Below are 20600 nucleotides of genomic sequence, written 5' to 3' on the forward strand. Positions count from 1 at the left end.
CGCCCCTTTTGAGGGCGCCTTTTTTACTCACAAAACAGATTAATATTACGCGTCTGCGTAAGTCGAAATATCCGGGCACGAACACACCAGATTCCGGTCGCCCCACGCGTTATCCAGTCGCCCCACCGGCGACCAGTACTTGGACGTGTTAACTCCACCCGGGAAGCAGCCCTTCTCCCGCGCATAGGGGCGACCCCACTCACTGGCCAAATCGGCCGTCGTATGAGGCGCAAACCGTAGCGGACTATCCTCTACGGCAACTGCCCCTGCTTCCACATCTGCAATTTCTGCCCGAATGGCGATCATCGCATCGCAGAACCGATCCAGCTCGACCTTCCCCTCGGACTCTGTCGGCTCGATCATGAACGTCCCCGCCACCGGGAAACTGACCGTCGGCGCATGGAACCCGTGATCAATCAGACGCTTGGCAATGTCGTCCACCGTTACACCAACCGCATCTTTGATCGGCCGCAGGTCAACAATGCACTCATGCGCCGTAAAGCCGTGGCTACCCCGATATAGCACCGGGTAATGCGCTTCCAGACGCGCCGCGATGTAGTTCGCATTCAGAATGGCCACTTCCGTCGCCCGGCGCAGTCCCTCATCCCCCATCATCATGATGTACGCCGCAGAGATTGGAAGAATGGACGCTGACCCATATGGCGCAGCAGAAACGGCAATCCCGTTCTGGCCCGGCAGATACGGCGCCAGATGGCTGCCCACACCAATCGGCCCCATGCCCGGTCCACCACCGCCATGCGGAATGCAGAACGTCTTGTGCAGATTGAAATGCGAAACATCAGCCCCGTACAGACCCGGCCGTGCCAGACCGACCTGCGCATTCAGGTTCGCACCATCCAGATAAACCTGCCCACCAGCCGCATGAACAAGATCACAGATCTCGACAATCCGCTCCTCAAACACACCATGCGTAGACGGATAAGTAATCATGATGGCCGCCACACGCCCGTCATGCTGCGCAATTTTCGCCTTCAGATCCTCAACGTCAACGTTACCATTGCTGTCACAGGCCACAACAACAACACGCATCCCCACCATGTGGGCGGAAGCCGGGTTCGTTCCATGGGCGGACGCCGGAATCAGGCACACATCCCGATCCATATCTCCGCGCGCCTGATGATACCCACGGATCGCCAGAAGGCCCGCAAACTCACCCTGCGCACCAGAATTTGGCTGAAGCGACACAGCATCGTAGCCGGAAATCGCACACAGCGTCCGCTCCAGATACGCAAACAGTTCCGCATACCCAGCCTGCTGATCCTTCGGCGCAAACGGATGAATCCGCCCGAATTCAGGCCAGGTGATGGGAATCATTTCCGCTGTCGCATTAAGCTTCATCGTGCAGGAGCCCAACGGAATCATCGTCCGATCCAGCGCCAGATCCTTGTCAGACAGAGACCGCATATACCGCAGCAGATCCGTCTCCGAACGATGAACATGGAACACCGGATGCGTCAGCAAAGCCGCCTGACGGGACAACGCCTGCGGTAGAGCGTCTTCAACAGAAAGCTCCCGCTCCAGAACCGCAACGCGCGCCTCATCCGCCCCGAAGCACTGCCACAGTGTCCGGATGGTTTCAGGCGTCGTCGTCTCATCACAGGATAGACCAATCCGTCCGTGGCCCGCATTACGCAGATTGATCCCGGCATCCAGAGCCTTGGCACGAATGCCCTGCGCATCGGAACCAGCATGAACTGTCAGCGTGTCGAAGAACGTTTCCGTCTCAACCGTCACGCCAAGAGCCTTCAGACCCGCAGCCAGAATAGTCGCCAGACGATGCGTACGACCCGCAATCGCCTTTAGCCCTTCCGGCCCATGATACACCGCATACATGGACGCAATGACGGCCAGTAGAACCTGCGCCGTGCAGATGTTGGACGTCGCCTTCTCGCGGCGGATATGCTGCTCACGGGTCTGCAACGCCAGTCGGTAAGCGGGGCGCCCGGCGCTATCACGTGAAACACCGACCAGACGCCCCGGCATGTGCCGCTTGTAAGCATCCTTCGTCGCCATGAACCCGGCATGCGGGCCACCACCGCCCATCGGCACGCCATAACGCTGCATGGACCCGATGGCGATGTCCGCGCCCAGAGCCCCCGGGCTTTCCAGCATCACAAGAGCCAGCGGATCACAGGTCACGGCAACAATACCGCCCTGAGCATGAACTGCCTCAATCACACCGCGCGGGTCACGCACTGCCCCGGACGACGCCGGATAAGACAGCAGCGCACCAAACACAGACGCCGCATCCAGATCCGTCGCCGGATCACCCACCACAATCTCCCAGCCAAGAGGCTCGGCCCGCGTCTTTAGAACAGCCAGCGTCTGCGGATGCGTATCAGCATCCACAAAGAACCGGTCAGACTTGGACTTGCAGACACGCTTGGCCAGCGCCATCGCCTCTGCACAGGCTGTGCCCTCATCCAGCAGGGACGCATTGGCGATATCGAGCCCTGTCAGATCCGCCACAAGCGTCTGGAAGTTCAGAAGCGCCTCAAGGCGGCCCTGACTGATTTCCGGCTGATACGGCGTGTAAGCCGTGTACCAGGCCGGGTTTTCCAGAATATTGCGCTGAATGACCGGCGGAAGAACCGTGTCGTAATATCCCTGCCCGATCATGGACGTCAGAACGCGGTTCCGGGACGCAATCTCCCGCAAACGCGCCAGAGCCTGCTGTTCCGTCAGCGCCGCGCCAATCCCGTGATCGCCACGATCAAGAATGGCTTTCGGAACCGTCCGGTCAATCAGATCCTCAAGGCTGGACGCCCCGATCGTCTGCAACATCTCCGCAATTTCAGAGGAGCGTGGGCCAATATGGCGGGAGCTGAAGTCTTCGGTCTGTTCAGGCCACAGGATCGTCACGGTATCGTTCTCTGGAAGTCTTGATGGGCAGGGAAAGAAAAATGGGCCCGACAAAAGCCAGACCCATCACAGAACGTCAGAGGCTCTTGTACTGCTCTGCCGTCAGAAGGGACGTCACGTCTTCCGGGTTAGAAACCTTCATCTTGAAGATCCAGCCCTCACCTTCTGGGTCATTACCAACCAGCGTCGGCTCATCAGAAAGCTTCGTGTTGAAACCCGACAGTACACCGGCTACCGGAGCATAAATGTCAGACGCCGCCTTGACGGATTCCACAACCGCAGCAGCATCGCCCGCCGCCACGTCCGTTCCTTCATCCTTGGCTTCCACGAACACCAGTTCGCCCAGCTCTTCAGAAGCATGAGCCGTAATGCCTACGGTCGCTTCTTCCCCGTCCAGACGGATCCATTCATGCGATTTGGTATAATAAGTCGTCATCGCTGCTTTTCCTTGGCTTAACGCTTGAAACCGGGCGCCACAAACGGCATCGCCCGAACATGAACCGGAACGAATTTTCCACGCAGTTCGGCAAAGAGTGCCGTGTCATTCCCTGCGTAATCTGTTGCGACATATCCCATCGCCACCGGCGCCTGGACCGTCGGGCCAAACGCCCCTGACGTCACCAGACCAATCTCTTTCTGGCCTTCCGCATCCGCAAAAAGCTTTGCGCCCGCACGAATAGGCGCACGCCCCTCCGCCATCAGGCCAACACGCTTGCGGCTGACACCCTCACGGGCCTGACGCAGAACAATCGCCGCACCCGGATAGCCTCCTTCACGAGAGCCCCCTTCGCGGCGGGCTTTCTGAATGGCCCAAGCCAAAGAGGCTTCAATCGGCGTGGTCGTCGTGTCGATATCATTGCCATACAGGCAAAGCCCCGCTTCCAGACGAAGCGAATCCCGGGCTCCAAGCCCAATGGGAAGAACCTGTGACTGAGCCAGCAACGCCCGCGCAACAGTCTCCGCATCCGCGGCTGCACAGCCAATTTCGTAACCATCTTCACCGGTGTAACCCGAGCGCGACAGCGTGACCGGAACACCAGCAAGCTCCGTCTCGATCACATCCATAAAACGCATATCGACCGCTGCCGGACAAAGAGGTGCGATAGCCTCCTGAGCCTGCGGCCCCTGCAACGCCATCAACGCGCGATCAAACTGCCGCGTCACAACACAACGGTCGGAAAGCGCCGCTTCAATCAGTGCTGCATCCTGCTCCTTGCAGGACGCATTCACCACAACGAACAGATCATCACCCATATTGGCGACCATCAGATCATCCAAAATGCCTGCGGCGTTATTGGTCAGAAATCCGTAGCGCTGCCGCCCCTTCGCAAGCCCCGCATAATCGGCCGGGATCAGGCTTTCGAGCGCCAGAGCGGCATCACGCACATCACCACTGCGAGCAGCAATCCGGATCTGCCCCATATGGGAGACGTCAAAAAGCCCAGCCTTGCTACGTGTGTGCAGGTGCTCGGCCATCAGCCCTGCGGGATACTGAAGCGGCATCTCATAACCCGCAAACGGCACCATTTTGGCGCCAAGTTCCAGATTAAGAGCATGGAGAGAGGTACGCTGGAGAGAGTCGGTCATGGGGTAGGTCCGGCCCGGTCAGAACGTGAAGGTGCAGACGCGCCCGGAGTCTCCGGAAAGCGCCGCCCCTTCTGTCCTTTTGCCTGAGATCGCTATCCCGTCGGCGGGTACGTCAGGCGCACCTCTCTCCAGAATTTACCGACCAACTCGGTCCTTTGGCCTGAGAGTTTCCGGGGCGGTTGCTCCTTCGGCGCCAGCCTTCAAGGCCAGTCTCTCCCGTATTGGTCGGACTCGATCCTGCCAGTTTCCTGATCTCTTCGCAATCGTTACGGTTAGTTCTGCGTTACGATTGCCGCATACCTTTGTAACCAGAACGGGAGAACTTTCATGGCTGGCGAACTGACTGTTATTGCAGAATTGTCCATTCCCCCAGAAAATCGGGAAAAATTCCTTGAAATGTGTGCTTATGACAGCAAGCATTCCAACGCGGACGAGCCCGACTGCCATAGCTTTGACGTGATGATATCCAACGAAGATCCGAATCTCATTGTGCTTGTCGAAACCTATCGCGATCAGGCTGCCTTCGATGTGCACCTCAAAACGCCGCACTTCCAGAAATTCGCAGAGGCCGTAAAAAACCTTGGCGCCAAGGAAAACAACGTCCGCTTCTTTACAAGGACGGCACCCTGATATGCGCTTCTCGCTCAAAAACAGCGTCTGTGCCGCCACTCTTCTCCTATTGGCTGCATGCAGCGCGGAGCAACCGCAGAAGCCGCATCTCATAGGTCTGGCAAACCCCGCCAGCGTCTCCTGCACAAAGCAGGGAGGAACTCTGGAAATTGTTAGTCAGCCGTCTGGACAGGTTGGTATGTGCCACCTGCCCTCCGGCCAGACCTGTGAAGAATGGGGCCTGTACCGCGACCATCAGTGCAAATCGTTGCCACCCACCTCCAAACTGTAAGTGCTTCCTCTCGTTTTCCTGATTTCCAAAGAGATCAGGAAAACCGCTTTACGATATGAGCAGTCTTCTTAAAATAAATACATAACATGTTATATATGTTATCCACACTATCCACCTGAAGGCAGTTCCCCATGCAGAATCAGGCCCCTTGCCTCTCCATAGGCTCGTTAACAAGCAAGACCGGGCGCCTCTTCACGCGCCTGATGGAACAGAAACTGAAACCCGCTGGAATGCGCGCAGGACAGATTCCGGTTTTCCTTGCCCTCGGAAAAGGCGAAGTCCGCACTCAAAAGGTGCTTGCTGAGCTCGCAGGGATTGAGCAACCAGGCATGGCAACACTGCTGGCACGCATGGAGCGCGACGGCCTGATCGAACGCGAACCCGACCCGGACGACAAACGCGTCAGTCAGATCCGGCTTTCGCCAGTTGGCCTCACCAAGAGCCAGCAGGTGATTCCGATTATGGAAGGAGCCAGCGAGGAAGCCTTCAAAGGCTTCACTCCGCTGGAAAGAGACATTCTCATTACGCTTCTGGAACGCATGAGCAGTAGCCTCGAAAGCTGTCTTTAAAATCCTTCACTCCTAAAAAGAGCGAAGGATCAGGCCTTACTTCTCCGTCTTAGGAAGATGCTCGGCAATATACGGCGGCAGATTGAAAGAACCGACGTGAATTTCAGGCGTCCAATAGCGTGTCGTGCCGAGGATCTTGGCAGCGTCTGCACGTCCGCGAATCTGCTCCAGCGTCTGCGTGTTCGGAGCCTGGCCTTTGGAAGCCATACCCAGCGTCATGAAACCGCCGACATAAGTCGGGACAGCGGCAACATAAGCTGAAACATGCGGGAAGAATTTCGCACGACGCAGGCTCGTCTCATACAGTTCATCAGACTGCATGAACGGAACACCGCACTGGTTCACGATCAGACCTTCATCCGACAGGATACGTGCGCAGTTGCTGTAAAATTCGTCCGTAAACAGAACTTCACCCACACCGATTGGGTCCGTGCTGTCCACGATGATGACGTCAAAAGAACCGTCAGCAGCCTTGGCAACATAGTCGATACCATCGCCGACAATCACTTCAGCGCGCGGGTCATTCCAGGCATCGCTCGCAATGTTCGGCAGATGCTGCTTGGAGAGTTCAATTACCGCACCATCGATTTCCACCATGACGGCTTTTTCAACGGTCTTGTGCTCAAGAACGCGACGCAGAACGCCACCGTCACCCGCACCAATGATCAGAACGCGCTTCGCACACGGATGCGCCAGCATCGGAACATGCGTCAGCATTTCCTGATAAACGAACTCATCGCGTTCCGTGATCTGAATGACGCCATCCAGAACCAGCACACGGCCATGGCTGGAGCTTTCAAAGACAACAATGTCCTGGAAATCAGATTTTACGCGCGCGAGCTCGCGCGTTACGAGAAAACGCTGTCCCCAGTCAGGGTACAGGGTCTCGTTGATCCATGTTTCAGCCATGGTCATCGGTTCCTTGTCGGGATTTAATAGCAGAGTAAAGACCAGCCGGTTCGGCTGGCCCCTATCCGAGAATCAGGCCGCGCTAGCGTTCCTGTCCTGCACGCGTCCACGGCGTACGGCATCAACTTCGATGCGGCCAGCCTGAAACAAGCGCTGCATGACCGGAATCGAAAGATTCGGATCACAGGCGCCGCACATGAACACATCTACCGCAGCGTAATTACGCTCTGGCCATGTGTGGATCGAGATGTGACTTTCTGCCAGCACCAGAACACCAGACACACCACCATTCGGCGTGAAGTGGTGGAAATGGCTGTGCAGAATCGTTGCACCGGCTGCAATAGCACCCTCGCGCAGCGTCTCGTCAATCCGTGCTGGATCATCTAGATTCCGGGCATCCCAGAAATCGATCAGCAAATGATTACCGGCATAGCGTTCGCCATCCCGTTCAATAAAATAGTCTTTGCGCTCCTCTTCAACAGAGTGAGCAGCGCTGTTCTGGATATCTCTCGGGAGTTCCGATACCATCCCCAGTTGAGCAAGTGCGTTCATCACGTACCCCCAAACCAGTAGACAGCCTGTTGGGCGAAATCGCCCCCTTGGGCCAAGAAGCGCGGTAGTTAGAGCCCCCTTCCTGCGGATGCAAGGGTTTTCTGGCCTGATTCGCTAATATGTCACATTCCCGGAAGAAGCAGGGCCGACATTACAGATCATCCCACTGCCGCCAGACGCTCCCAAGAAGAACAACCGTTTGGGAATTCAGAGTAAAATACCCTATAAAAACTCAAAAAATCGGCATTTTTTTGGGATCACCCTTCACTTCAGGGTCTTTCTGACACAGCAACAGATACGCCCCGTCATAGCCAACGATTCGTCCTATGCGTCATCTGCGGCGTAGGCAGGCGGGGGCCGCACAGCGCATAAAAAAACACGCACTCCAAGGCTGAAATATCTCAGCCTCGAAATGCGTGCTCTTCATACCCCCTAGCCGATAGCAACTAAGGGGCCCTAATCCGTAAAGATCAGTTCTTGGCCTTGTCGACCAGCTTGCCCTTGGCAATCCACGGCATCATCGCACGCAGCTTCTCACCGGTCTTCTCGATCTGGTGAGCGTCATTGCGAGCGCGGATAGCCTTGAAGCCAACGCCACCAGACTGATTCTCAAGGATGAAGTTACGAACGAACGTCCCATCCTGAATGTCCGTCAGAACGCGCTTCATCTCGGCCTTCGTTTCCGGCGTGATGATGCGCGGACCCGTCACGTACTCACCATACTCCGCAGTGTTGGAGATGGAGTAGTTCATGTTGGAAATGCCGCCTTCGTAGATCAGATCCACGATCAGCTTCATTTCGTGCAGGCACTCGAAGTAAGCCATTTCCGGGGCATAGCCACCTTCAACCAGCGTCTCGAAACCAGCGCGGATCAGGTCAACGACACCGCCACACAGCACAGCCTGCTCACCGAACAGATCGGTTTCCACTTCTTCCTTGAAGCTCGTCTCGATGATGCCTGCGCGGCCGCCGCCATTTGCGGAAGCGTAGGACAGAGCGATGTCCAGCGCCTTGCCAGAAGCATTCTGGGCCACAGCAACGAGGGACGGAACGCCACCGCCACGCTGGTATTCAGAACGCACCGTGTGGCCCGGGCCCTTCGGCGCGATCAGGAACACGTCCAGATCCGGACGGGCTTCAATAATGCGGAAGTGGATGGACAGACCGTGTGCGAATGCAAGTGCTGCACCCTGCTTCAGGTTCTTCTCAAGGCTGTCCTTGTACAGGGCGCCCTGGCCTTCATCCGGCGTCAGAACCATGACCACGTCGGCCCAGGCAGCAGCCTCGTCCGGGGACATGACCTTGAAGCCAGCCTCTTCTGCCTTCTTAACGGCAGAGGACGTCGGACGCAGGCCAATGACGATGTCGGTCAGGCCGCTGTCACGCAGGTTGTTGGCATGAGCGTGACCCTGGCTGCCGTAGCCAATGATCGCGACTTTCTTGCTCTTGATCAGATTCAGATCGGCATCGCGATCGTAATACACCCGCATCAGACATGTTCCTCGTTAACGTGAAAGACAGAGGGGCCACGACCAATGGCCGCAATCCCCGTGCGCGAAACCTCAGCCAAGCCAAGGGGGCGCATCAACTCGATAAAAGCGTCGATCTTGGAGGGAGACCCCGTCAGTTCGAACACAAAACTGGTGGCCGTCGTATCAACCGGGCGCGCCCGGAAGGAATCCGCAATCCGCAGACCTTCCGTGCGGTTCTCGCCACGGGAAACGACTTTCACCAGAGCAAGCTCACGGCCCACATACGGGCCTTCTTCCGTCAGATCACAGACCGCATGAACCGGAATCAAACGCTTCAGCTGCGCCTTGATCTGCTCAATAACCTGCGGCGTCCCCGACGTCAGAACCGTAATGCGTGACAGGCTGCGCTCGGCATCTACCAGCGCCACAGTCAGGCTCTCAATGTTGTAGCCCCGGCCTGAAAACAGGCCCACCACGCGGGCCAGTGCGCCACTCTCGTCTTCAATAAGAACCGAGATGACCGAATGTTGGATTGTCTCCGTCATCAGACCAGCATCATCCCTTCTTCGGTCAGACCTGCCGCCGCGGAATCCTGATCCGGGCCAAGCAGCATCTGGTTGTGAGCCGCGCCCGATGGAATCATCGGGTAGCAGTTTTCATTTTCCGCCACGCAGATATCCGCGATGACAGGGCCGTCATGCTCCAGCATCCGGCGGATGACATCATCCAGCTCACCCACGCAGGTCGCACGCATCCCGGTTGCCTGGAACGCTTCCGCCAACTTTACGAAGTCTGGCAGCGCCTCGCTGTAAGACTGGGAATAGCGTGACCCATGCAGCAGCTCCTGCCACTGACGCACCATGCCCATATACTGGTTGTTCAGGATGAAGATCTTCACCGGCAGACGATACTGCGCGATCGTCCCCAGTTCCTGAATGTTCATCAGGGTCGAGGCTTCACCCGCGATATCAATCACCAGCGCATCCGGATGCGCAACCTGCGCACCCACAGCGGCTGGCAAACCGTAGCCCATCGTTCCCAGACCACCAGACGTCAGCCAGCGGTTCGGCTTGGCGAACTGGAAGTGCTGGGCCGCCCACATCTGATGCTGACCCACCTCGGTGGACACAAACGTGTCCCGCCCCGTTTCCATCGCCATTTCGTACAGGCGACGAACGGCATGCTGCGGACGGATAACCGCAGACGGCGTCATATCCTGCGTGAAGCCAAAGCCATCCACGCTACGCCAGGACGCAATCTGGTTCCACCATGTGCTCAGATCCGGTGCCGGCGTATCGTCCCATGCGTCCAGCAGCGCCTGAAGCGTATCGCGAACATCACCTTCCAGACGCACATCCACGCGGATGATCTTGTTGATCTGGCTCGGATCAATATCCGCATGAACCTTAAACGAATTCGGCGAAAACGCGTCCACACGGCCCGTGACGCGATCATCAAAACGCGCACCCAGAGCGATCAGCAGGTCACAGCCATGCGTGGCCATGTTCGCCTCAACAGACCCGTGCATGCCGAGCATACCAAGGAACTGCGGATCAGGAGACGGAAACGCTCCCAGCCCCATCAGCGTGGACGTGACCGGGAAACCCGTCTTGCGCGCCAGACGACGCAGCAGCTCAGACGCTTCCGGACCAGAATTGATGATGCCGCCACCCGTGTAGAACAGCGGGCGCTTGGCCGTCTTCATGGCCTGGACCGTGCGGGCAATCGCCTCGGCATCCGGCCCACCCTGACGACGGAAACGCTTCAACCGTGAGAGCGCTGGCGCCGTTAGCGGAGCCTGACCAACTGTAATGTCCTTGGGCAGATCAACCAGCACAGGCCCCGGACGACCGGAACGCGCCACCTCGAAAGCTTCACGCACCGTCTGGGCCAGAGCACCCGGCGTCCGCACCAGATAGTTGTGCTTCGTGGCCGGGCGGGTAATGCCCGTCGTGTCCGCTTCCTGGAACGCATCATTGCCGATTAGCTTCGTCGGCACCTGACCGGTCAGGCAGACCAGCGGAATCGAATCCATCAGCGCATCGACAAGGCCGGTCACGGCATTGGTCGCACCCGGGCCAGACGTTACCAGAACAACGCCCACCTTGCCCGTCGAACGCGCATAGGCCTCAGCCGCATGAACGGCAGCCTGCTCATGACGGACAAGAATGTGGCGGATACGGTCCTGCTTGAAGAGCGCATCGTAGATTGGAAGGACAGCGCCCCCCGGATAGCCAAAGACTACCTCTACGCCCTGTTCATCGAGAACGCGCAGAAGCACCTCCGCGCCATTCAGCGCCTCGTTGCCTGTTGTTGCGTCTCTTTCAGCAGAAGCCGTCACCGTATCCTCCTAAGGGGTATGAGGCGCGGGATTTAGGACAGTTCTGTAGGATTCGTCAACTCGCTCAGATATAAAATTCTCAATTTTTTCGTATTCTGTTTTCGATTCTTGCGCAAATGGGGTGTATCTACGAAACGAAACCATCGAATTGCCATCTGATCCCAAGGCATGATGCCGAAACCACGTCGCCTGTCGGCGCGTATATCGTCCGGTCGCCAGAACAGCAGCCTGTCGCGCAGCCTCGATCGTCACGTCACCCTGCAACACCGCAGCAAGCTCAGGAACCCCATGCGCGCGCATGGCTGGCAATACAGAATCCAGACCCCGTGCAACAAGTTGACGCACTTCATCCAGCGCCCCGGCATCCAGCATCTGGCTAAAGCGGGCATCAAGAGACGCCCGCAATTCCTCCCGAGGTGGATCAAGAAGAACGGAAACAAATCGGCAGGGAGCCGCTGGCAGACCGGGTTGAGCCCGCCACCAGACAAGACCATGCCCCGTCCCACGCCAGACTTCCCATGCTCTGGAGATGCGTTGCGTATCATTCGGGCGCAGCGTGGAGGCAGTTTCCGGGTCTACCTCCAACAGCTTCTCATACAGAGCTGCCGGGCCAATGTCCTGGGCCAGTGTTCGGGCTTCCTGTCGCGCGCTATCCCCCGGATCAGGTACTTCCACGAGACCATCTGTAAGAGCGCGGAGATACATGCCCGTACCGCCGCACAGAATTGGCAGACGCCCAGCCCTCCAGGCCGCGTCCATTTCGGTCAGAGCCTGTTCGCGCCACCAGGCCACACTTCCCGGCGTTGCCGCATCCAAAACACCGTACAGTCGGTGAGGAACAATCGCCTCATCCGCTGCATCGGGGCGCGCTGTGAGAATATGAAGATCGCGGTAAACCTGCATGGAATCAGCATTGATCACTGTTCCATTGAAGGTCCGCGCAAGATCAAGAGCCAGAGCAGACTTGCCGGAGCACGTCGGGCCAGCCACAATGATTGCTGTCTTTGGGGCGTTCATTCCCCTGTTCCTGCCACACGCGCTGGATCGTTACGAGAGCTTATGTCCCTTCCTTCCGTTCTGACACTCATTGCCGACCGCAAGGCTGGCCCCCTCAAACCAGAAGCCATCGACGTCGCCCGCTCTCTGGTGAAAGGCAAAGCCCCTATCGTTCTGTCTGAAGGGGAAGCCGTCGATATTCCATGCCCTACACCTGGGCCCGGCGCCGCAAGCGCCGCAACAATCCGCGCAACGCTGGCCCCCTATCAGGTCGACACACTGCTGCTAAAAACCCGTGGCCGCCGCAAAGCTGTTCTCGTTGCAGACATGGACAGCACTATCGTGACGGGAGAAACGCTGGATGAAATGGCGGCAGCTCTTGGTGTAGGCGAGCAGGTTGCAGCCATCACCCGAGCCTCCATGAATGGAGAGATCGACTTCGAAACGTCCATTGAACAACGCGTTGCTCTGCTCGCAGGAAAATCAGCATCTGTTCTGGAAGATGTCTGGCAGAATGTAACCCTGACGGACGGCGCGAAAGAGCTCGTGCAGACCATGCGCAAGCACAATGCTCGGACGGCTCTGGTGTCAGGTGGCTTCACATGGTTCACACAACGGGTGGCAGAGCTATGTGGCTTCGACGAAAATCACGGAAACATTCTTGAAATCGTCGATGGCAAGATGACTGGAAAGCTAGGCGGCTCGGTTCTGGGGCCAGATGCAAAGCTGACTCATCTGGAAGCCCTGACAACTGAGCGGGGTGTTCAGCTTCGTGCTGCGCTCACAACTGGGGACGGTGCGAACGATATTCCAATGCTGGCCAGCGCCGGGCTAGGCCTAGCCTTCCACGCAAAACCGAACGTGAAGAAGGTGATTGGCACGCAGATCAATTTTTCAGGTCTGCGCGCGCATCTGTTCGCTCAGGGATACCGCGCCGCCGATTTCGTCACTAACTGACGAAATGGCCGCGCTTTTAAACTCCCGCCTTAATACCCCCAGGTATAAGGCGGGACACCACCGTAATAGGCTGGCGCTCCATAATATCCCTGCGGAACGGCATACCCGCCAGCAGGAACACCCCCCTGATATCCACCAGGGTAGTACCCGCCGGGATAGGAATTGGCAGCACCTTCGATTGCCATGCCAGCTGCGACACCAAGGGCAGCACCGACGCCCCAGCCGCCCCAGCCCCAGCCGCCGCCCCAGCCCGGGGTACCCCAGCCGTAACCGAACCAGCCCGGGCCGCCCCAGCCATTCCATCCACCCCACCCAGGCGTGCCCCAACCGACGAAGCGCGGGCCACCCCATCCACCGCCCCAGCCACCATAGCCGGGACGGAAGCCCCAACCGGGGCCTCCACGATAGCCGTAACCACCACCCGGACCACCGCGGAAGCCACCCATGCCAGGCCCGCCACGGAATCCACCCCCCGGGCCACCACCGTAACCGCCACCACCACGAAATCCGCCCATCCCGCCACCTCCGGGACCACCGCGGCCTCCTCCTCCACCATGGAAGCCACCACCGCCACCGCCCGGACCGCCGCCACGCTGCGCCATGGCCGAGAACGGTGCAGCACCAATCAATGCGGCCAGCACCAAGGCTCCAGCAGATTTTTTCGTGATGTTCATGGCTTGTCTCCTTGGAAATAGCCGCTTTTCAACTTTCCATATCGTCAGAACTCTGGTCCCTGAAAAGGGCTCTTTCAGGGCATGAAACAAGTCGTTTCACGTGAAACACTTCTGTCACCGACGCCTGCGGCCACCCCGCGCTCCGATATGGCCACCAAGGCGTTGCAGGGCATCCCGCAACTCGTCATCCTCAATCTCAGGAACATCAACCTGAACGGGCTTGGGCCTTGGCGGCTTGGGCCTCTCAAATGCTGTCATGTCCTGAACAATCTTCAACCGAAGAATAAGATGCTCGCCCCGCAGACCACAGGCTGTATTGATCCGTTCAATGATCTGAGGTGCGAGATGCTGCAATTCCATGGCAATCGGCCCCGAACACGCCAGCGTCAGAGACCCTGCCGACAGCCGACGCGGCTCGGTCACACGAGACAGACGTGGACCGATAAAATCTTCCCAGTCCATGGAAAGCCGAACCAGAAGCGGAGACTTCTTCTTGAACGCCGGCTTGGTAATTCCCGGCACCAGAGCACCAATCTGCCGCGCTCCTCCCCGCTTGGGAATCCATGCGGGCTTTTGGTCCATTCCCGCCGCCCGACCACGAAGGTTCTTGTCCGGACCGTGATCCTTCGTCATATCCCTCTCCGTGACTCCTGATGCTTCCGACCTGCTCCGCTGGTACGACACTCACCGCCGCACCCTTCCCTGGCGCAGCCTCCCGGGACAGCGGCCTAACCCCTATGCCGTCTGGCTGAGCGAAATCATGCTTCAGCAGACGACCGTAAAGGCTGTCATAGCCTATTACGAACGCTTTCTCACGCATTACCCGACCGTGCAGGATCTGGCCGCAGCCCCACAGGAAGACGTTCTCTATCTTTGGGCCGGGCTCGGCTACTACGCCCGTGCTCGTAATCTCCACACCTGCGCCAAACGCGTTGCAGAACTCGGGCAATTCCCGGACACGGTCGAAGACCTTCTGAAGCTTCCAGGCGTCGGGGCCTATACCGCGCGCGCCATCGCCGCGATTGCCTTCGGCCGCCCCGTCGTACCGGTCGATGGGAATGTCGAGCGCGTGACATCACGCCTTTTTGCCATAGAAAACCCTCTCCCCGCCTCGCGCCCGCTTCTGGCCAAACAGGCAGCGCTCCTCAACCAGTCAGCAGAAGCACAGGATCGTCCATCAGACTTTGCCCAAGCCCTGTTCGATCTTGGGGCCACAATCTGCACACCCCGCAACCCATCTTGTCTGACATGCCCCTGGCGTCCATCCTGCCTTGGCCATGCCAGAGGAATAGCGTCCACACTTCCTCGCAAAGCGCCCAAACAGGCCCGTCCCACGCGTTACGGCGTGCACTTTATCCTTCTGGATACAAGCGAACGGGTTTTGATGAGAGCCCGACCTGAAAAAGGTCTTCTCGGCGGCATGGACGAATTTCCGGGGACGGAGTGGCGCGAGGCCCCCTGGACTGAAGCTGATGCCATGAACCATGCCCCGACACTTGGGCCGTGGTCTTTACGGGGAGAGGTCACTCATGTCTTTACCCATTTCACACTTAAGCTCATGGTTTACGCAAAGACCCTCCCTGCGGGACATAATGCAGGGATCGACCCATCCTTTGGCGCGTTTCGGTCAACAACACGCGCAGCATTGCCAGGCGTTATGAAGAAATGCCTTGCCCTTGCAGTTACTGATATGGAGAAAAAATGAGCCAGACTTTTCCCAAAACCCAGTTGTGGTTCATGGACTGGCATAGCCGCGTTCTGGATCATGACCCGATCAGCGACTATTTTTCTCCGACTCCCTTCCAGCCTGGCGTCTATCCCGGCATGTCAGCCCTGATTGCGCTACCCCTCAACCTTCCTTGTGACATTACGTTTACCAAGCGCGTTTCAATGCCCCGCCCGCTGCCCGTATTTGAGGCCCATGATGCTGAAAAAGGGCTGCTGTTTTTTCAGTTAAAAGGGCACGACAAATTTCTGAAAAGCGTCCCCGTGCCGGGAAAAGGCGAAATCAACACCGACGCCTCCATTCCAAAAAACTGGGAGCGCTTTCTTCCGATGACGGAAGACGTCATGCGTGGCCTGTCCACTCTTCTAACCCCTCAATCCGCCAGCCTGATTGATGTAGCCACCGGGAAGGTACTTCCGCCCATCAAACCTGGCGCAGGGTTCCTGTGGTCCTTGGGAGAAACACCTCTTCCCCTGGCCGCCAACATCCAGAATATTGAACAGATCGGACGGCTCCCCGCACGGCACGAAGCCGAAATCTCGTTTATTCGAAACGCTGATCAGCCTCCCTTCCGAGTTCATGTCAGACGCCCCAGCTGACACATCAGGACACGGAATTCACGATTGTCGTGAGTGCAGGTGATTTCCAGACCTTTCATGGCTGAACCTGCGTTGCTTTTCCTGAAAACCTCTCAGGGAAAGCTGTGACAATGCCTCAAACACCGTCCTCTGACCTCAAACATCTTCTCCCCTCCGAATTAGATACGGGAACAGTCAAACAGGGTCAGATTACTTTTGGAAACTGGCGCGGAGACGCTGACGTTCCTGAAGCACAGCCTCCACACGCCCTCCCACCATCCGAGCGTATCGGGTTCGCAGTCATGGGACTGGGACGGCTGACCCTCGGGGAAATTCTTCCTGCCTTCCTTCAATGTCGGCTGGCTAAACCCGTAGCGCTCATTTCCGGTCGCAGGGAAAAAGCCAGATACGCAGGACATGCTTATGGGATCGGGGAAGATTCGCTTTTTACCTATGATGAAATTCACAAACTGGCAGACAGGCCCGACATTCAGGTCGTGTATGTCGTAACCCCCAACGCATTGCATGCCAGTCAGGTAGAAGCGCTTGCCGCCGCAGGCAAACACGTCCTGTGCGAGAAGCCCATGGCAAATTCAAGCGCAGACGCCAAACGCATGATTGAAGCCTGCCATGCTGCAGGTGTTAGGCTCATGATTGCCTATCGCTGCCATTATGAACCCTTCAATCAACTTGTCAGAAAACTGGTTCAAAGCGGCGAACTGGGACGACCCAAACTTGTAGAAGCCATCAATACCCAGATGCAGGGAAACGCGGATCAATGGCGCCTCAAACCCGAACTGGCTGGCGGAGGAGCCCTTCCGGATATCGGTCTCTATTGTCTCAACGGGACACGCTCTGTGCTTGGAGAAGAGCCTGAAAGTCTGTTCGCACAGATGGTCAGCCCTCCTGATGATCCACGCTACAAAAATCTGGACGAAACATTTTCATTCATGCTCCGCTTCCCGTCAGGTGTAATTGCCAACTGCGCCACCAGCTACGGTGCACACGAAAGCAAAGACCTGCGCATCCACCTGGAAAAAGGATGGATTTCTTTGGAAAACGCATTTGCCTATACGGGGCATCGCCTGCGCATTGGACGACGTCAGGGTGACCATAAAATCGTCAGCGAATGGCACATCCCGGCCGAGAACCAGTTTACTCTGGAAATCGACCATTTTGCTGAATGCATTCTCCAGAACCAGCCTCCCCGAACGTCTGGCGAAGAGGGGCTGCGAGATCAGAAACTGATGGAAGCGCTCTATCAGTCCGCCAGAACAGGTCAGATGATCCACCTGCCTAAAGACGCGTTGTAAACGCCCTCCTCAACCTATCTCGTGCAAGTCACACTTCGCATGCAATGGAACCCCACACCGCCCAGACAGTTAGGATCTTTGCTATGCTTAAACTCTCTTCTCCCCTCTCCGTACCAGCCGCCCTTTTCCTCGCAGCGTTCAGCCTTGCAGGCTGCGTGTCCGAACCTCTCAGCCCGCAGGAGCAGCAACTCGCTTCAGCAGGGTTTGTCAGGCATCCGGCCAATTCGCCGTCCCGCCGGGCCGAACTTCAACTCATGCCCCAGCATGTTTTCCTGACCCGCACCACACCTGAAGGCCTGCGCTATATCTACGCAGACCGTGACATCTGCGACTGCGCCTATATCGGCACGCAGGAAGCCTTCGAAAAATATGCGGCACAGCAACCCCATGGCGTACCAACCCTGGGTAAAGCTACCCCGCCGACGGTAAACCCACCGGCACCAAACCTGCCCGCAACAGGCAAATAACTGACCTCGCCCCCGAGGCGCGTGCACCATGACCTTCACCGTCGGGCACTATCTTGCTGAACGCCTTACCCAGATTGGGCTGAAGCACCATTTCGCAGTGACGGGCGACGACAATCTCGTTTTGCTGGATCAAATGCTGGCTCATGGCGGCATGAAGCAAATCTACAGCTGCAATGAGCTGAATTGCAGCTTGTCCGCAGAAGGCTATGCCCGTGTTAATGGTGCAGCTGCAGTGATCATGACGCTCGGGGCTGGAGCAACCTCGGCCCTGAACGTCATACGCGAAGCCTACGCTGAAAGCCTGCCTGTCATCCTGATTTCAGGAATATCAAACACAGATGACGAAGGGGCGGATCGCGCTTTACCCAGTCAGATCGCCATAGTCGGCCGCATCACTGTAGCCGCAGAGAAAATCACTTCGGCTGAAACAGCCCCGGGGCAAATAGATCACGTTCTCCGAGCAGCTCTACGCGAGAAAAAACCAGCCTATCTGGAAATTCCATGTCATATCGCAGGCCAACCCTGCGTGAGACCCAGTCCGGTTTCCGCCGTGACATTAGATAGTTATCAATCTGAAATACCTGAACGCTACAACAGAGGAACGTCTCTGCCGTCTTAGAGCGCCCCTGAAAATTATCATTCCTGTTGGCAGCAAGCTTCAAGCAAGCGAAGCGCTCCAAGAAACAGTCGACAGCGCGACCGAAGACATGTTGTTTCTGGGCCGAGTATCGCCCCAAACGGGGTCTCAGCGCGTGAGTAATCCTTGAGCCCATCGGGAAGAGCTAATCTGCCTCCCCATTCAAAACGACACCCGATAGAGCTGTTTTCAGAGCGTCCGGGCCTTCGGCATTTACTTCGAAGGCAGGATCTTTATGTCTTCAACGCCACCAATAAACACCTGTGTCTGGTAGTAAGTACTACCAATCGTGCCATCTGCCTTGATCCGGCCGATTAAAACCCTTTTGGCCAGACCTGAAGCCTGAACGTGACGATGCATGAAATATTGCTCTGCGGTCTGGGATGTTCCCTGTAGCAAGTCGTTTACCGTGCTTTCGTGAATGGCGATGATAAGCGTCTTCGGATCCCGATAGTTATCAGCGGAATCCAGATAGACCATATTATTCTGCCGCCCGACGCGCTGGACAGTCATCTCGAATTTTCCAACGACGCCCGTCGGGTCTGCCGCTGCCGCTGCGATCGCTTTTTCGGGCGTATACGCTTCGGGTGAACATGCAGCCAGACTGATACCCACGATACCAAGAGCAATGCTCTTTTGAAAAAGCGCTATCACTGTCCACTCTCCATCATCAGGCACAGTCAAAATAACCGTATCTTTTCGTAACAGAACGTAGACTAACCGCTCCGGCGATTAGGCCAAGACCTTATCCAACGAAATTTCTACGGCTTCTAACCTGCCAAGCTTTTAGAGAAGACGTGCGAATTTCATGAACAGAAACGTCACACTCATGAAAACGAAGCAGACAAAACCAGCTTCAATGGTCCCCCAGGCCCCCTGAGCCAGAAACATTCCGCCGGTATTCATTCCGAAGAATCCCGTTACGAACGTAGCAGGAAGCATCAAGGTTGTGCCAACCGATACGATATAGAGCCGCCGGTTAGTTTCTTCTGCCTGATTGGACCCCAGTTCATCCTGCAAAGACCGGGCACGGTCCTGAAGCGCGATAAGATCGTCCAGAGCTGCATGCACCTGGCGCTCCGCCCGATCCCGCAGTTCGTCCTCTGCCCAATCCGGAAGATCCAGATCTTCGTCTTTCAGAACGCGATCAATTGGCGTCACAACACGACGCAGTTCCGTCGCCCGACGCCGCACCTTACCAACAATGCCACCCAGATGACCCAGATCAGAACGATGCTCGATCAGTAGAAGAGCATCTTCCGCGCGATCCAGGTCGTCATCAAGCTGGCCAAGCTGACGCCGCACTGTCCCTGTGAACTCCCGAAGGGCACGATCAATAATTCCTGCCGGCGTCGGAGGAATATGGTCGGCTTTCAAAGACCGGTAAGCGGCTCCAAGAACCGGGATCGGATTGCGCCGCGTTGTAATCAGAAGATCGGGTCGCATTGCAAAGCGCCATGCACAGATCTCCCGGTCATCTTCAGACAAGGCATCATCAAAAGCAGGTAGCGCGCCCCAGATCAGGTCATCAGCCGCTTCAAGTGCGATCCCGTATTCCGTTTCTGCCAGCATCCCGCACACATCTTCAGGCAGATCGGGTAAATGCGCGACGAAAGAGCGTGCGGAGCTATGGACCGTATCGAAATGAAGCCAGAACCAGCCCTGCGACGTCAGCTCGTGGCCCGGTGTCAGAAGGTCTTCAACCTCTTCCTGACCCAAAGGTCGCAGGTCTTGTCCGGGTACAGCATGAACAGCCCAGACCAGCCCGTTCGCGAACGCAGGCTTCCCCGTCTCCTGATACGCAGGATCGATCACCGTGAAAGGAAAGTTGTAGGTGGAGTTCTCTGACACGGCATCCTCCTGTTCTTCAGGGGGTATTCTGGACCTTTGTCGGCACTCAACAGCACGACAGAGGGTAATCTGCCGTTCTCTGACATGGCCGCACAGCAGACGCAATATGCTCTTTATGGCAACTGTTACGCTGGCCGGGAGTTAACAGATTATTCCTGGAAGAGCCAGCTCTTCACCATCAAAGGAA

Annotated in this window: 21 protein-coding genes, 1 pseudogene and 2 riboswitches; of the genes and pseudogenes, 9 read left to right on the forward strand and 13 right to left on the reverse strand. The window is 57.1% G+C overall.

The window, feature by feature from the left end; translation table 11 throughout:
* Window positions 1-45: 45 nt before the first annotated feature.
* The 3 genes from gcvP to gcvT form a co-directional block, all read right to left on the reverse strand.
* Complete coding sequence (gcvP, locus tag M2305_RS06145; RefSeq protein WP_264648856.1) at window positions 46-2883, reverse strand: aminomethyl-transferring glycine dehydrogenase; 2838 nt, start codon at window positions 2881-2883, stop codon at window positions 46-48.
* A 76-nt stretch (window positions 2884-2959) separates the two neighbouring features.
* Window positions 2960-3319, reverse strand: coding sequence for a glycine cleavage system protein GcvH (gene gcvH / locus M2305_RS06150; RefSeq protein ID WP_064275498.1), 360 nt, complete (start codon window positions 3317-3319; stop codon window positions 2960-2962).
* Between the two features lie 17 nt (window positions 3320-3336).
* Window positions 3337-4470 (reverse strand): glycine cleavage system aminomethyltransferase GcvT, encoded by a 1134-nt coding sequence (gene gcvT / locus M2305_RS06155; RefSeq protein ID WP_264648857.1) that lies wholly within the window; start codon window positions 4468-4470, stop codon window positions 3337-3339.
* A gap of 61 nt (window positions 4471-4531) precedes the next feature.
* Window positions 4532-4608: riboswitch (glycine riboswitch) on the reverse strand.
* Window positions 4609-4699, reverse strand: a riboswitch (glycine riboswitch).
* A gap of 98 nt (window positions 4700-4797) precedes the next feature.
* Here gcvT and M2305_RS06160 point away from each other — a divergent pair.
* The 3 genes from M2305_RS06160 (at window position 4798) to M2305_RS06170 (ending at window position 5940) form a co-directional block, all read left to right on the forward strand.
* The gene (locus M2305_RS06160) at window positions 4798-5100 is read left to right on the forward strand and encodes a putative quinol monooxygenase (protein WP_264648858.1); all 303 of its coding nucleotides are present in this window, start codon (window positions 4798-4800) and stop codon (window positions 5098-5100) included.
* A 1-nt stretch (window position 5101) separates the two neighbouring features.
* Window positions 5102-5371, forward strand: a complete 270-nt coding sequence (locus M2305_RS06165) for a putative hemolysin (protein ID WP_264648859.1) — start codon at window positions 5102-5104, stop codon at window positions 5369-5371.
* 131 nt (window positions 5372-5502) lie between these two features.
* Entirely contained in the window at window positions 5503-5940 is a 438-nt protein-coding gene (locus tag M2305_RS06170; protein ID WP_064275494.1) for a MarR family winged helix-turn-helix transcriptional regulator, read from the forward strand.
* A 36-nt stretch (window positions 5941-5976) separates the two neighbouring features.
* Here M2305_RS06170 and speE read toward each other — a convergent pair whose 3' ends face one another.
* From speE to miaA, 6 genes are all read right to left on the reverse strand, one after another.
* Window positions 5977-6849, reverse strand: a complete 873-nt coding sequence (speE, locus tag M2305_RS06175) for a polyamine aminopropyltransferase (RefSeq protein WP_264648860.1) — start codon at window positions 6847-6849, stop codon at window positions 5977-5979.
* 72 nt (window positions 6850-6921) lie between these two features.
* Window positions 6922-7401, reverse strand: coding sequence for an adenosylmethionine decarboxylase (gene speD / locus M2305_RS06180; protein ID WP_046900378.1), 480 nt, complete (start codon window positions 7399-7401; stop codon window positions 6922-6924).
* A 470-nt stretch (window positions 7402-7871) separates the two neighbouring features.
* Entirely contained in the window at window positions 7872-8891 is a 1020-nt protein-coding gene (gene ilvC / locus M2305_RS06185; protein ID WP_046900379.1) for a ketol-acid reductoisomerase, read from the reverse strand.
* Window positions 8891-9418: an acetolactate synthase small subunit gene (ilvN, locus tag M2305_RS06190; RefSeq protein WP_064275493.1), complete on the reverse strand. Its 528-nt coding sequence runs from the start codon at window positions 9416-9418 to the stop codon at window positions 8891-8893. Before ilvN ends, ilvC begins: the two co-directional genes overlap by 1 nt.
* On the reverse strand, window positions 9418-11214 hold the full coding sequence (ilvB, locus tag M2305_RS06195; RefSeq protein WP_046900381.1) for a biosynthetic-type acetolactate synthase large subunit: 1797 nt from the start codon (window positions 11212-11214) through the stop codon (window positions 9418-9420). The genes ilvN and ilvB overlap by 1 nt, the downstream gene beginning before the upstream one ends.
* A gap of 9 nt (window positions 11215-11223) precedes the next feature.
* Window positions 11224-12231 (reverse strand): tRNA (adenosine(37)-N6)-dimethylallyltransferase MiaA, encoded by a 1008-nt coding sequence (gene miaA / locus M2305_RS06200; protein ID WP_264648861.1) that lies wholly within the window; start codon window positions 12229-12231, stop codon window positions 11224-11226.
* A gap of 42 nt (window positions 12232-12273) precedes the next feature.
* On the opposite strand from miaA, the gene serB reads away from it, so the two are divergent.
* The gene (gene serB / locus M2305_RS06205; RefSeq protein ID WP_264648862.1) at window positions 12274-13167 is read left to right on the forward strand and encodes a phosphoserine phosphatase SerB; all 894 of its coding nucleotides are present in this window, start codon (window positions 12274-12276) and stop codon (window positions 13165-13167) included.
* A 29-nt stretch (window positions 13168-13196) separates the two neighbouring features.
* Here the strand turns inward: serB and M2305_RS06210 are convergent, their stop codons facing one another.
* Both M2305_RS06210 and M2305_RS06215 read right to left on the reverse strand, forming a co-directional pair.
* Entirely contained in the window at window positions 13197-13841 is a 645-nt protein-coding gene (locus tag M2305_RS06210) for a hypothetical protein (protein WP_264648863.1), read from the reverse strand.
* A gap of 114 nt (window positions 13842-13955) precedes the next feature.
* On the reverse strand, window positions 13956-14474 hold the full coding sequence (locus M2305_RS06215; protein ID WP_064275159.1) for a DciA family protein: 519 nt from the start codon (window positions 14472-14474) through the stop codon (window positions 13956-13958).
* 10 nt (window positions 14475-14484) lie between these two features.
* Here M2305_RS06215 and mutY point away from each other — a divergent pair, with 10 nt between their 5' ends.
* The 5 genes and pseudogenes from mutY to M2305_RS06240 form a co-directional block, all read left to right on the forward strand.
* A complete protein-coding gene (mutY, locus tag M2305_RS06220; protein WP_264648864.1) occupies window positions 14485-15546 on the forward strand; it encodes an A/G-specific adenine glycosylase in 1062 nt (353 codons plus the stop codon).
* Window positions 15543-16166: a hypothetical protein gene (locus M2305_RS06225; RefSeq protein WP_264648865.1), complete on the forward strand. Its 624-nt coding sequence runs from the start codon at window positions 15543-15545 to the stop codon at window positions 16164-16166. The genes mutY and M2305_RS06225 overlap by 4 nt, the downstream gene beginning before the upstream one ends.
* A gap of 110 nt (window positions 16167-16276) precedes the next feature.
* The gene (locus M2305_RS06230; protein ID WP_264648866.1) at window positions 16277-17458 is read left to right on the forward strand and encodes a Gfo/Idh/MocA family protein; all 1182 of its coding nucleotides are present in this window, start codon (window positions 16277-16279) and stop codon (window positions 17456-17458) included.
* An 83-nt stretch (window positions 17459-17541) separates the two neighbouring features.
* The gene (locus tag M2305_RS06235; RefSeq protein WP_264648867.1) at window positions 17542-17925 is read left to right on the forward strand and encodes a hypothetical protein; all 384 of its coding nucleotides are present in this window, start codon (window positions 17542-17544) and stop codon (window positions 17923-17925) included.
* Window positions 17926-17953: 28 nt separating this feature from the next.
* Window positions 17954-18476, forward strand: a pseudogene (locus M2305_RS06240) (thiamine pyrophosphate-binding protein); the annotation flags it as partial.
* A 299-nt stretch (window positions 18477-18775) separates the two neighbouring features.
* On the opposite strand, the gene M2305_RS06245 reads toward M2305_RS06240, so the two are convergent.
* On the reverse strand, window positions 18776-19216 hold the full coding sequence (locus M2305_RS06245; RefSeq protein WP_264648868.1) for a hypothetical protein: 441 nt from the start codon (window positions 19214-19216) through the stop codon (window positions 18776-18778).
* Window positions 19217-19348: 132 nt separating this feature from the next.
* The gene (locus M2305_RS06250; protein WP_086634723.1) at window positions 19349-20413 is read right to left on the reverse strand and encodes a transporter; all 1065 of its coding nucleotides are present in this window, start codon (window positions 20411-20413) and stop codon (window positions 19349-19351) included.
* Window positions 20414-20600: the final 187 nt, after the last annotated feature.

The sequence above is a fragment of the Gluconobacter cerinus genome, assembly GCF_025961355.1.
GTDB classification, from domain to species: domain Bacteria; phylum Pseudomonadota; class Alphaproteobacteria; order Acetobacterales; family Acetobacteraceae; genus Gluconobacter; species Gluconobacter cerinus.